The organism is Neobacillus citreus, assembly GCF_018343545.2.
Taxonomy (GTDB): Bacteria; Bacillota; Bacilli; order Bacillales; family Cytobacillaceae; genus Neobacillus; species Neobacillus citreus.
Map to the genome: position 1 here is coordinate 1 of NZ_JAGYPE020000049.1, position 12,700 is coordinate 12,700.

Annotated in this window: 16 protein-coding genes; 15 read left to right on the plus strand and 1 reads right to left on the minus strand. The window is 37.6% G+C overall.

Going from position 1 to position 12,700, the window contains the following annotated elements; translation table 11 throughout:
- Nucleotides 1-127: 127 nt before the first annotated feature.
- The 7 genes from KHB02_RS21445 to KHB02_RS21475 all read left to right on the plus strand — a co-directional run bounded on the left by KHB02_RS21445 (nt 128) and on the right by KHB02_RS21475 (nt 4,457).
- A complete protein-coding gene (locus tag KHB02_RS21445) occupies nt 128-322 on the plus strand; it encodes a twin-arginine translocase TatA/TatE family subunit (RefSeq protein WP_213145112.1) in 195 nt (64 codons plus the stop codon).
- A gap of 108 nt (nt 323-430) precedes the next feature.
- Nucleotides 431-1,162, plus strand: a complete 732-nt coding sequence (tatC, locus tag KHB02_RS21450; RefSeq protein ID WP_213145113.1) for a twin-arginine translocase subunit TatC — start codon at nt 431-433, stop codon at nt 1,160-1,162.
- Between the two features lie 167 nt (nt 1,163-1,329).
- The gene (locus tag KHB02_RS21455) at nt 1,330-1,524 is read left to right on the plus strand and encodes a hypothetical protein (RefSeq protein ID WP_213145114.1); all 195 of its coding nucleotides are present in this window, start codon (nt 1,330-1,332) and stop codon (nt 1,522-1,524) included.
- Between the two features lie 374 nt (nt 1,525-1,898).
- Nucleotides 1,899-2,492 carry a TasA family protein gene (locus KHB02_RS21460; protein WP_213145115.1) on the plus strand — a complete coding sequence of 198 codons (594 nt, stop codon included), beginning with the start codon at nt 1,899-1,901 and terminating at the stop codon, nt 2,490-2,492.
- Between the two features lie 71 nt (nt 2,493-2,563).
- On the plus strand, nt 2,564-3,109 hold the full coding sequence (gene tapA, locus KHB02_RS21465) for an amyloid fiber anchoring/assembly protein TapA (RefSeq protein ID WP_213145116.1): 546 nt from the start codon (nt 2,564-2,566) through the stop codon (nt 3,107-3,109).
- 62 nt (nt 3,110-3,171) lie between these two features.
- A complete protein-coding gene (gene sipW / locus KHB02_RS21470; protein WP_213145117.1) occupies nt 3,172-3,804 on the plus strand; it encodes a signal peptidase I SipW in 633 nt (210 codons plus the stop codon).
- A 20-nt stretch (nt 3,805-3,824) separates the two neighbouring features.
- Complete coding sequence (locus KHB02_RS21475; RefSeq protein WP_213145118.1) at nt 3,825-4,457, plus strand: TasA family protein; 633 nt, start codon at nt 3,825-3,827, stop codon at nt 4,455-4,457.
- 67 nt (nt 4,458-4,524) lie between these two features.
- On the opposite strand, the gene KHB02_RS21480 is transcribed toward KHB02_RS21475, so the two are convergent.
- The gene (locus KHB02_RS21480; RefSeq protein WP_213145320.1) at nt 4,525-5,415 is read right to left on the minus strand and encodes an MBL fold metallo-hydrolase; all 891 of its coding nucleotides are present in this window, start codon (nt 5,413-5,415) and stop codon (nt 4,525-4,527) included.
- Between the two features lie 189 nt (nt 5,416-5,604).
- Here KHB02_RS21480 and KHB02_RS21485 point away from each other — a divergent pair, with 189 nt between their 5' ends.
- The 8 genes from KHB02_RS21485 (at nt 5,605) to msrB (ending at nt 12,689) form a co-directional block, all read left to right on the plus strand.
- On the plus strand, nt 5,605-7,119 hold the full coding sequence (locus tag KHB02_RS21485) for a spore germination protein (RefSeq protein ID WP_213145119.1): 1,515 nt from the start codon (nt 5,605-5,607) through the stop codon (nt 7,117-7,119).
- Nucleotides 7,120-7,131: 12 nt separating this feature from the next.
- Nucleotides 7,132-8,253 carry a GerAB/ArcD/ProY family transporter gene (locus KHB02_RS21490; protein WP_213145120.1) on the plus strand — a complete coding sequence of 374 codons (1,122 nt, stop codon included), beginning with the start codon at nt 7,132-7,134 and terminating at the stop codon, nt 8,251-8,253.
- Entirely contained in the window at nt 8,237-9,394 is a 1,158-nt protein-coding gene (locus tag KHB02_RS21495) for a Ger(x)C family spore germination protein (protein WP_213145121.1), read from the plus strand. The genes KHB02_RS21490 and KHB02_RS21495 overlap by 17 nt, the downstream gene beginning before the upstream one ends.
- 96 nt (nt 9,395-9,490) lie before the next feature.
- Nucleotides 9,491-10,051, plus strand: a complete 561-nt coding sequence (locus KHB02_RS21500; RefSeq protein WP_213145122.1) for an SCO family protein — start codon at nt 9,491-9,493, stop codon at nt 10,049-10,051.
- A 104-nt stretch (nt 10,052-10,155) separates the two neighbouring features.
- Nucleotides 10,156-10,986 carry an SGNH/GDSL hydrolase family protein gene (locus tag KHB02_RS21505; RefSeq protein ID WP_241114007.1) on the plus strand — a complete coding sequence of 277 codons (831 nt, stop codon included), beginning with the start codon at nt 10,156-10,158 and terminating at the stop codon, nt 10,984-10,986.
- Nucleotides 10,987-10,991: 5 nt separating this feature from the next.
- Nucleotides 10,992-11,576, plus strand: a complete 585-nt coding sequence (locus KHB02_RS21510; RefSeq protein WP_213145123.1) for a YpmS family protein — start codon at nt 10,992-10,994, stop codon at nt 11,574-11,576.
- 196 nt (nt 11,577-11,772) lie between these two features.
- A complete protein-coding gene (msrA, locus tag KHB02_RS21515; RefSeq protein ID WP_378584392.1) occupies nt 11,773-12,258 on the plus strand; it encodes a peptide-methionine (S)-S-oxide reductase MsrA in 486 nt (161 codons plus the stop codon).
- Nucleotides 12,255-12,689, plus strand: a complete 435-nt coding sequence (gene msrB, locus KHB02_RS21520) for a peptide-methionine (R)-S-oxide reductase MsrB (RefSeq protein WP_213145125.1) — start codon at nt 12,255-12,257, stop codon at nt 12,687-12,689. The genes msrA and msrB overlap by 4 nt, the downstream gene beginning before the upstream one ends.
- The last annotated feature ends 11 nt before the right edge of the window (nt 12,690-12,700 follow it).

Below are 12,700 nucleotides of genomic sequence, written 5' to 3' on the forward strand. Positions count from 1 at the left end.
ACAGTTATGTTATTTTTAGTGGATATTGTGAATTTAATATGAATTATTGCAAATAATTATCCCAAAATGATTATTCAATACTATAATCATCTTAAGAGGTTACTTTATTTCAAAGGGGCTGTAAATTATGTTTTCTAATATTGGCGTACCGGGATTAATCCTTATTTTAACACTTGCACTGATTATTTTTGGACCGAAAAAACTACCGGAAATTGGCCGTGCCTTTGGACAAACGTTAAAAGAATTCAAAAAGTCAACTCGTGAACTTACCGACGATGTGATGGAAGACATCAAGGAAGAAAAGGAAAAATTGAGCAAATAGGGTGTAAGATTTTGTGTCTTGCACCTTTTTCTTCTCAGTTTTAAAACTATTTTAACGAGAGAAAACTGGTTAATTAAGAATTACCATTGAAATTGGCAGGGGAAACTCATGGAAGATAAAGAACTACAGTTAGTCGATCATTTAGAAGAATTACGAAAACGGATCATTATCTCGGCGCTGGCTTTTGTGGTCTTCTTTATAGTTGGCTTTATTTATGTTGATGATATTTATAAATGGTTTGTCGGCAGTACAAAGCTTTTAGTGCTTGGTCCAAGTGATATAATGTGGATTTATTTCATGCTTGCTGGAGTGGTTGCGATTGCTGGAACAATTCCGGTGCTGGCGCTGCAAATATGGCTGTTTGTCAAACCTGCCTTGAAACCGATTGAAAGAAAAATTACGCTATCATATGTTCCGGCCCTGTTCATTTTATTTATTGCTGGTCTCGCGTTTGGCTATTTTGCCATTTTTCCGATGGTTCTTAACTTTTTGGTGAACATCGGCCAAGATATGTTTGTGACCAATTTTACGGCAGATCGCTATTTTAGTTTTATCTTGAATATGACTCTGCCGTTTGGAGTATTGTTTGAACTTCCGGTGGTGGTTATGTTTTTAACCTCGCTTGGTATTATTAATCCATTTGTGCTGACAAAGGTCCGTAAATATGCTTATTTTGTATTGATTATCATCGCGGTCGTAATTACACCTCCGGATTTTATGTCTGATTTCGTCGTGACATTGCCGCTATTGCTTCTATATGAAGTCAGCATTAATCTATCTAAATTTGTATATCGAAAAAAGCTGAAGAAAGAACAAGAAGAATTGGTAGAAGTTAATTAAAACAAACAAGACCCTAAGGGATTTATTCGCTTAGGGTTTTTTTATGTATGTATTTCCCACTTTTCTATAAAGATGATAAAGCAGCGCTATTGGGAAGCCTGCAGTTACCGATTGTAATACTGAAAAAATGCAAGCAGTATAGACCAGCTGACAGAGTAGCGTAAGGAATGAGTACAATATGGGGGATGCTCTCATATATAATTGTGGTCGATAATAAAGATAAAGAGAAAGAAAAAGTAATCGATATTTTAAAAAGATTTCCTGAAGGACCGGATGCAGTGGTGATCGGTTCGATAATCGGGAAACAAATAGGTACAGCTCCTACTCGCAATACCATTAGGTTCAAAATGCGTAATGAATAGACTATCCGGAACGATGTTTCCGAGAATATGCTAAAAAAATCTTTTACGTTCTAGTGCCAAATAATATTATAACTTTTAAAAAAGACCTTCATTTATTAGTTGAGGTCTTTTTTGCTATCTATTAAAAACCTGGTTTTGTTCTTAATAAATTACGATATTCTAAGAAAAATAAAGAAATTGCGAGGAAATAATAGATTTATGTTTGTTATAACGTATATTTGGTTCTGTTTAGTACTTTATGAATATTAAAGAGTGCAATATAATTTGATAGAGGTTCTATAAAAGGAACTTATTGTTTGTAATAAAAAACATTTTGATTAGCAGACTCTATTCTATTACATAAGGTGAAAAAAATTAATAGAGGAGGAAGGATTATGGGGACTAGAACTAAATTAGGTTTAGGGGTAGCTTCAGCTGCACTCGGATTGGCATTAATAGGCGGCGGTACATTTGCATATTTTAGCGATAAAGCCGAAACCACTGGTGCTTTTGTAAATGGCACATTAGATTTAAACACCAATCCAACAAGCATTACTGCTATTAATGACTTTAAACCGGGAGATTGGGCAAATCGGACAATTACATTGAAAAACGATGGGTCATTGGATATTGCGAAAATTAGTCTATCAACTGAAAATACAATTACAAATAGGGATGGAGCATCGGCAAATACGGATGATTTGAACAAATATATCAGGGTGTACTTCCTTAAAAACGCAGGAACAAATTTGGTTAGTTCTGGTTCATCAGAGATTATTTACGGTACAACACTAGATCAACTGAATAATAATACAGAGGAGATTTCTACCCAAGTTTTCGGCAATGGAGTAGCAAAGAATGGAACGAAGGATTTATATGTCCAATTTCAATTTATTGACAATAACGAGGATCAAAACCAATTCCAAGGTGATGCAATCGCAATTAAATGGACCTTCGAAGGCAGACAGGGAGCTGGACAAGCTAAATAAACTTATCATTTAAGGGTGGGGTCCTGCCCCGCCTTTTTGCAGTAAAAATCCACTGACTGTAAGATTTGGGGGTGGTTACAATTCGTACGTCTAGAATAAGGAAGCATTCCAATAAAAAGTGGAAGGTATTAATTACCGTCCAGATAATTAGTGCCCTTTTCCTTTTAACATTAATTACCGGGTTAGTTACATCCGATACGGAAGCCTATTTTAGTGATAATACTCAAGTGAGTGGGATTATCAATATTGGGACTTGGAATAGTGAGTGGACGGGCAGCTCTCTTGTCTTTTCTAATAAAAATAGTAATCAAACCGTTGTCAGTTGTAACTTTCCTACAGAAATATCAGCCTTAATCATAAATACGGGAAGCAATATGAATAGTTTACTGAAATATGAGGTTTACTATATTAGTAATGGGAATCCTATGTCCGGTGAAAAAGTTGGTGAGGGGTTTATGGATCCTCTTGCTAAAAACCAGTCAGTTTTCTTAAAATATAACGCCTTGAAGGCAGGTAATTATAAATTTAGAGCTTTTCAGCCGCTTGGACATGGAAATAAAGATGAAATCCAAGATTTATGGAGTGAAACCATCACAATAACTTGTAACAGTAAATAATAAAAAGTGATAGCAGACAATAAGGATACTATTTAGATTATCATCACTGAAAAGGTGATTCCATGAAAACTAGAGTTTTAAAAAAATGGATAAGCAATTTTATTACAACGTCCCTATGTGTTCTTTTACTTATCATGATTTGTGCTGTTATCTTGTCGAAAACTTCAGGTGGAAAACCAAACTTTTTCGGATACCAGCTTTTGACTGTCCAATCCGGTTCGATGGAACCCGCTATTAAAACTGGATCTATAATAGCTGTAAAACCTGGAGGGGATATGGCAAGATTTAAAAAGGGTGAAATAATAACATTTAAAACAAACGATGATTTAATTGTTACCCATAGAATAGTAGATAAAATTAAAAACGGAAACCAAGTCAGCTATAGAACAAAGGGTGATAATAATCAAACCTCGGACCTAAATCTTGTTTCATCAAATAATGTTCTAGCGGAATATAAGCATTTTACCATTCCGTTCATTGGATATATCGCAACATTTTCCAAGTCTAAAAACGGAATGGCAATCATACTATTCCTTTTGGGATTAGTCCTATTAATTGGTTCTATTATTTTTGTATGGAATACTCTTGCAAAAGATAATAAACGACGAATAGCTAATGAAATGAATCTGGAAGACCGATTGAAGAAAAATGGCGGAATACAGAATAAAAATTTCTCCTTACCAAAAAAGTTGTGATAAAGGGGGGAAGTAACAAAGTGAAAAAATTTTTAAAATTTATCATTATGCATTCAATGATAATTTTCACGATATTTTCCTTTTCACCTGGTAATACTTTAGCAGCAATGACTAAACAAGAAATAGATATAGCTTCCTCACCTGAAAAGATATTGTTTGACATTAATAACTTTAAGCCAGGAGATTGGTCTAATCGTACATTAACAATCCACAATAATGGTAATAGAGAATTTAAGTATATAACTTCGGTTAAATACCTTGATGGTTCAGAAGAATATTTTAATGAACTTTTAATAAAGGTTTCGGATAGAAATAAAGTAATATATGAAGGTAAGCTTAAGGACTTGAATAAATTAAGCCCAAGAATTCTTGCAAAGAATACGACCGAACAATTAATTTTTCAAGTTTCTGTTCCTTGGGAACTTGGCAATGAATTTCAGGGGATAGGTTGTAGAGTGGAATTTATCTTTTTTGCAGAGGATTCAGAAAGCGGTACAGTACCAACAGCCGGTGGACTACTTCCTACAACCGCAACAAATATCTTCAATTTTATTGCGGCCGGCGGTGCTCTAATTGTTACAGGAATAATGATGCAACTCTATTTTTCCAAACGAAAAAGAAAAGCAGAGCAAAATTATGTGAACCTTGATTAAAGATAACAATCAAGGTTCTTTATTTTTTTTAAGCAGAGTAAAAAAATAGAATGGCACATGGACCATTCTATTTTAATTTAATAATTTCAGCTGCTTTTTCTTCAACTGAATAACCAAGTCGCCTTAGGTGCTTGCGGATGCCGCTTCGCTCCCATGTATTTAGAAGTGGATTGGTAAGAGAACTTTTGGGGTAAAATATCCCAATTTTAGTTATTTCTTCAAAACTCAAACCCTGCTGTATATAGTCTTCGATTATCTCATCCCGGCGATTAATCACCGCAAGGAATTTATCCATGGCTTCTGTAAATTCCGCTTTCGTAAAAATCCCTTTTTGATGGCCTGTAATGTAAGTATCGGCATCGAGAGACAGAAGCCGTTTGCCTGAATTGATGAAATCTTCAATATTACCATCAGTCCCGTTATACCATGGACCAAAGGTGGTCATATCATAATCGCCAGCAAACACGACCCCGAGCTCCGGAAAATATGGGCAGGCCAGGCCGCTTGTATGTCCGGGAGTATGCAAAAACACTACTTTTACATCATCAAATACATATTCTGTCTCGTATTCATATGTTCCTGAAAAACCCCCAAGATTTTGAACCCATTCCTGTGGAAGAGTTTTTTTCCATGCTTCCACACCTTTATAACCCCACTCTTGATAGACTCCATTGGCATGGGCAATTCCTTCCACTGACCTGGATGTTTCAAATTCTATCTTATTTATAAGTTTGGTCGCATCTCGGAACAGGTGATTATGTAGGGTATGGTCAGGATGGTAATGGGTATTAATGATGAGATCAATTCCTTTTTCGTGGTCCAGTTCAAGAAGAGCTTTTGCCTCTGCTCCACTGTCAATTAGCACCTTTTCCTCGCAGTCGATATACAAGCTCCGTGAGAAAGGGACTTTGCTGCTATTTGGACCTTCCACTATGAAAATAGGGCCAATTCGATTCAATGAGTTCACTCTCCTTTTCTCTCTATTTGAAAATTCATAATTTTCACCGATGAATGAATACTCATTCATAATACCACAATATTTTGTTCTTCTCAAAATTTTTTTTATCATTCAGACTGCTTTCGAATATGGGTAAAAAATAATTATTTGGCAAAAATAAGCTAAACTGACAACAATAGGTGCATGATTATGTTCAAATGGAAAAAAGAGAGTAAGTCACAGGAAGAATTTAAAGCCCATAGCTTATATATCGATGAATTAAAAGTGCAATTAAAAAACGAACTGCTCTATTCGGATATTACCTTTCGTCATCTGAAGAAAAACGGGAATAGAATCGTCTTTTGTTTTTTAGAAAGTTTGATTGATAAGAGTAGTTTGGATGAATTTATTCTTGCTCCTATTCAAAATAATGAGAAGATTGAATGTTCCGTCCAAGGATTAACGCAGGTTCTGCCATTATCGGTCTTAACTGTAACAAATCAACTGAGTGAAGTTGTCAGCGGGCTGATTGAAGGTAATGTCTATATATATGTGGAAGGGGACCCGTATGGTCTATTAACGAATCTCAGCAAGACGGTTGAACGTGGAGTGGAGAAGCCAGAAACGGAATCAAACGTTTATGGCCCGAAGATTTCGTTTACGGAATCCCTCGTCAGCAACATGAATATCTTAAGAAACAATTTAAAGGACCCAAACCTTTGTATGCAGGATCTTGTAGTGGGAAAAAGGGTGAAAACAAAAGCGAAACTCGTCTACATACAGGGAATTGCCGATGAGGAACTTGTCACCACCTTAAAACAAAGGATCAGTGAGCTTGAAATAGATTATGTCCCCGGTAACACCGTTCTTGGACATTTGATTGAAAACAACAGCTGGAGCGTGTTTCCACAGTTGATGACGACTGAGCTTCCGGATCGGATATCGATTGCTCTTTACAGGGGTAAAGTGGCTGTTCTAATGGACCGAAGTCCAGATTGCCTTTATGGTCCCACAACCTTTTTCTCTTATTTTGAGTCAACCGAAGATGTTTATATGCGGTGGAATATGGGGCTGTTCTTACGGGTCTTGCGATTGACGGCACTTTTTTTATCAGTCCTTTTGACGCCTGCCTATGTTGCGGTTCTGACCTATCATTATGAAGTTATACCATCGCCCATGCTTGTTACATTGGGTGAGTCAAGGTCAAAGGTACCCTTTCCACCGGTCTTTGAAACATTGCTGCTAGAGTTTGTCATAGAGCTGCTTCGCGAGGCTGGTGCCAGGCTGCCAACAAAAGTAGGCCAGACCATCGGTATCGTGGGTGGTATTGTCATCGGACAAGCAGCCGTTCAGGCCGGTTTTACCAGTAACATCTTAATTATTATGATTGCATTAAGTGCTCTCGGTTCCTTTACAACCCCAAGTTATTTAATGGGTACGGCAATCAGAATGATTCGTTTTCCAATTATCATAATTGCTGGTATTTGGGGCGGAATTGGGATTATGGTTGCATTTTGTTTTTTTATCATTCATCTACTAAGGCTGGAAACACTGGGCAAACCATATCTTTCGCCAGTTTATCCTTTGCAATGGCGAGATTTGGGATATAGTTTTTTCCTTGTGCCTTATCAATATCTTACCAAACGTCCTCAGACCAATAAACCATTAGACAAAGAGCGTTTTTCGGAAAAAAAAGCAAAGCTAAAAAAAGATATAGATGAATAGAGGGCGATGTAAATGGAGGTGAATGTTAAGCCAAGAGATGGATTGCAGGTTCATGCATTCCTGCTCATTTTTATTGTTCACTCCACCCAAATTGGTGTAGGACTTGTAGGCCTGCCAAGAATTGTTTATTTAGATGCAGGCCATGACGGCTGGATTTCTGTTTTCTTAGCAGGGGTGCTGGGAGGCGTGTCTTTGTGGTTCATGGTAAAAATGCTTGGTCAATATGACAGCGCAGATTTATATGGCATCCATGCAGATGTATTTGGAAAATGGCTAGGGAATTTTCTCAGTCTGATTTATATGGGTTATTTAGCTGCCGCCTTTTTTGTGATTTATATGAATTACATAGAAATTGTGCAGGTGTGGATTTTTCCGAACCTTCCAACCTGGCAGCTTGGGTTAGTGCTGATTCTGCTTTCTGCCTATGCTGTTTATGGAGGAATAAGGGTTGTTATAGGAACCGCTTTTTTATCAGTGATGGGGACGCTTTGGATGGTTTTGGTCCTATTTGTTCCTTTAAAACATTCGGAAATAAATCATATATTTCCGATATTAGATGCCGATATCGAACAAATTCTTATAGGAGCTCACAATTCCTCCTTATCAATGATGGGGATGGAATTAGTCTTATTTGTCTACCCATATATAAAAGAAAAACAAAAAACTCAAATTTTCTCCCAAATAGGCAATGCATATACGGCCTTTATTTTTACACTTGTTACGTTTGTCTCGATAATTTATTATGCTGGTGGAAGTTTGGAACAAACCATTTGGCCTGTTATATCGTTGTTCAAAATAGTCCGCCTTCCCAATTTGGAAAGGTTCGAAATTATCGCTGTTTCTTTTTGGATGCTTATTATCCTGCCTAATTTGTGTATTTATTTGTGGGCAGCCTCGAAAGGTTTCTCACGTATATTTGCTGGAAAGCAAAAATGGGGGCTTTGGATTCTTGCCAGCTTAATCTTTGTATCTTCATTTTTTGTTAAAGCAAGATATCAAATGAATCTAGTTTCTGATATTATTGGGAAATTTGGTTTTTATGCAGGAATTTGCTATCCGATTCTTTTATATTTTATTGTTTCTGCCAAAAACAGATTTTTTAGGGGGAAGAACAATCATGCCAAAGGGTCCTAAATGGAAAACCGCTATATTGATGATTGCCAGCACTCTTTGTTTATCTGGATGCGTGGAGGCGCGGCAATTAGAGAAATTAGGACTGATTACGGCTGTTGGCTATGATTTGGATGGGAAGAATAAAATCAAGGGGACAGTGGTTGTTCATAAATTTGATGCACTGGCGAAGAATGTGACAAAGGTTATTTCAGTAGAAGCCCATACGAGTAAAACTTTACGACAGAAACAAAATCTTCGTTCTGACCAAAGGCTTGTATCAGGGCAGCTGCGCTGTGTCGTGTACAGCAAGGAGCTTGCCGAGAAAGGAATTGTGCAGCTTGTTGATACGCTCAACCGTGACCCAACTATCGGGAATATGGTTTTTTTGACGATTGCGGAGGATGAAGCTTCTTCTATCATTAACGTGGGTAAGAACAATGAAAAGCAAAATTTCGGTACGTATTTGTATAATTTAATTAATCAAAATGTCCAAAGTGAGCAGATGCTCGAACCAACCCTGCAGGAGTTTAATCACAGTTACCAAGATAATGGTAAAGACCCGGTTTTACCTCTTCTTAAAGTAGAGAGTGGCGATGTGGCCGTTACGGGAACAGCCCTTTTCAAGGATGACATGCTTGTTACAATATTGCCAACTAATAAGCTCTTTTTTTTGAAAATTTTAGCGGATAAATATAAATCCGGTACCAAAGAATTGGGTTTTAATCGTGCAGACTTCAAGAGCATTATTAAGGAAGAGGAGGGGCGGAATTTTCGGACGGTATATAATAAATTATTCCTAAATATTGATAATATCCGAAGTCATACCAAAATAAAATTAGTGGATAAGAAAAACCTTCGATTTAGAATTGAGATTAAATTTGCTTCGAGGCTATTGGAATCAACAGAGCCTCTCGAATTGACAAGCGCCAAAAATATTAAATTCATCGAGGGACAGATAGAAAAGAAAATGGAAAAGGAAATATACAAATTGCTCGTTTTTTTTCAAAAGCAAGGAGTAGACCCGGTCGGTATAGGAAATGAGTATATTACACATATACGCGGGAATGAAGTTACTTCAAAAGATTGGAGAAGTATTTATAAAAATGCTAAATTTGAAGTGCATGTGAAAACTACTATTGTAAAAACGGGAGTAATAGATTAAAATACGCTTTTTCTTTCCTCTTTTTTAAAACTTTGTTAAACTATTCACGGATAGAAAAGAGGAAGGTAGTGTATATAGGTGAAATTTCGATCGGTAATGATTTTGTTAGTCATTTCTAGCATTTTCCTTGCGTCCTGCGGACAAAAGGAGATTAAAGATGCACTAAACTGGGAGGCAGCCGATTTTTCCGCGGTGAACCAGGATAATAAAGCAGTTGGACTTAAGGACTTAAAGGGAAAGATTTGGATTGCTGATTTTATTTTTACAAGCTGTGCAGATGTTTGCCCACCGATGACTGCGAATATGACAAAACTGCAAAAAATGGTTAAGGATGAAGGGTTGAAGAATGTTGAATTTGTTTCCTTCAGCGTTGATCCCACTGTTGACACTCCTGAAGTACTGACTCGATATGCGAACCAATTTGGGGCAGACTTTTCAAATTGGACCTTTTTAACCGGATACTCTCAGCAGTTTATTGAAGGTTATGCAATGAAAACATTCAAGACGCTTGTGAAAAAACCTCAGAATGAAAATCAGGTCATCCATCAGACCTATGTCTATTTGGTAGGTCCAGATGGAAAAATTAAAAAATCATATAATTTATATAAAGATGTTCCGTTTGATGAAATGATTCAGGATATAAAAATACTGCAATAGACCGTTATACAGGTCTATTTTTTTCTGGGAATATGAGGGTATTATAGATTTGTTTTGAATGAGTTTGGTCATGTTATAATAAAATTAGTTTAGAAGGCAGGTGAATGGGTATGTATAAATTTTTCCCCCTTCTAATTCTCTCGGTATTGTTCCTGGGCTCTTGCAGCGAAACTGGGGAATGGGATTTACATCATGCAAAGCAAACGGCTGTACCGGTTTATGAACCTGTACCTGCTGATTTTATTCCGCGCACATTAACAGTTCTCTCCGCAGGCGATTCCTTAACACAAGGTGTTGGCGACAGTACAGGAAAGGGCGGCTATTTGCCTTATTTAGAAACATTGCTGGAAAATGAAAAAGGCATTAAGGATGTAGATTTCTATAACTACGGGGTGAAGGGAAACCGGACCACTCAATTGCTGAAAAGGCTGAATGCACCTGAAATAAAGCCTGTCTTAAAGAAGGCCGATTTGGTTATTCTGACTATTGGCGGCAACGATATCATGAAGGTGGTCAGGGATCATCTCTCAAATCTTGAATATTCCGTTTTTATGGATGAAAAGGAGAACTATCGTAAACATTTGATTCAGATAATAGAAACAATAGTCAAGGAAAATCCAAATGCCTCCATTGTGTTAGTGGGTCTTTATAATCCTTTTTCTAAGTGGTTTTCAGATATTGAGGAATTTGATCAGATTGTATCCGATTGGAACCAAGCAGGTCAATCAGTCATATCACAATATCCCAATGCTTACTTCGTTTCGATTGAAGATATATTTTTAAACAGCAGTGAAAACCTCCTATTTACTGATAATTTTCATCCAAATGATAAGGGCTACGAATTGATTGCCCAGCGGCTCAATGAAACAATGGAAGAACGTGTCTTGCCTGATTTGGACAGGAAGCCGTATATGGTTAGTACAGAGGAGAATTAGATTTTATGAAAAACAAATGGAAAGTTGGATTCCTAGTCCTGGCGGGAATCAACCTTTTATTCGCGATTGTCGTCCTATCGCTAGTGTTGGGTACGGGCTCGGATGCGGATAAAAAAAGCACTCAAATGAAGGAAATAAAAGGCGATCACGTTTCCTTTCATGTGAACTCTAACAAATACGATATGAATAAGCTGATTAATCATTATCTAAATGAAGAGTCATCCGATTCCCCAGTTGCTTATCGTGTTTTATTGGGAGACGAGGTGGAGTTGTATGGAAGTATTCCGGTTTTTAGTGAACAGGTCAAAATGAAATTGACATTTGAGCCTGAAGCGCAGAAGAATGGGGATTTAGTTCTAAAGCAGAGATCCATGTCTGTTGGAAGTCTGCCTCTGCCTATTTCCTATGTTCTAAAGTTTATTGGAGATAATTATAAGCTTCCGGAAGGTGTCGAAATCAGACCGAATGACAAATTGATTTATGTCCATATGCAGCAATTAAGGCTGAAAAGTGATTTGAAAATTAAAGTGGACCAATTTGATTTAAAAAAGGATCAAATCGCCTTCACAATCTTGGTGCCAGTTGATTAGGCTTATAGGTGAGCCAAAGAAAATAGTGTGTTATTTTGCGGACCAGTTGAACTGGTCCGTTTTTTAATCAACAAATTTCCTTTTTGAAGCAACATTTTGTATACTCATAAATAGCAAAGAATCTAAGAAGAATGGGGTGGAGAGCTTGGACAGTAAAGAACAATTGGCGACATTTGCCGGTGGTTGTTTTTGGTGTATGGTGAAACCGTTTGACGAGCTTCCGGGCATTAAGAGTGTTATTTCGGGTTATACTGGCGGGACGGTAAAAAATCCAACCTATCAGCAGGTTTGCTCTGACACAACTGGACATTATGAAGCGGTTCAAATTACTTTCGACCCGGAAATTTTTCCATATGAAAAATTGCTTGAATTATTTTGGCAGCAAATAGACCCAACGGACCCCGGCGGCCAGTTTTATGACCGCGGTCAATCCTATCAAACCGCTATATTTTACCACAATGAAACACAAAAAAGACTTGCAGAAGAATCAAAGCGGGCACTCGAGGGAAGTGGCCGTTTTAACAGGCCGGTTGTGACACCGATTTTGCAGGCTTTGCCTTTCTATCCGGCCGAGGAGTACCATCAGCATTACTACAAGAAAAATCCAGCTCATTATCAAAGGTATCATATTGGTTCAGGAAGATCTGGGTTTATCCAAAAGCACTGGGGAGATAAAGAATGACGAATCAAAACAAGGAAGAATTAAAGAAGAGGCTTACGCCTATGCAATTTGAAGTTACGCAAAATAACGGCACTGAACCGCCATTTAGAAATGAATATTGGAATGAAACAAGAGAGGGCATCTACGTAGATATTGTCTCAGGAAAACCACTCTTTAGTTCGCGCGATAAATTCGATGCCGGCTGCGGCTGGCCGAGCTTTACAAAGCCGATTGAAGAAGAGGAAATCATAGAAAAAGCGGATCACAGCCATTTTATGATTCGAACCGAGGTTCGGAGCAATTCTGCCGATTCCCACCTAGGCCACGTTTTTAACGATGGACCTGACCCAACTGGCCTGAGATACTGCATCAACTCCGCCGCATTGCGATTTATCCCGAAAGAAAAACTCGAAGAAGAAGGCTACGGCCAATTTAACAAACTTTTCGATTAAAAAAAGCCGCA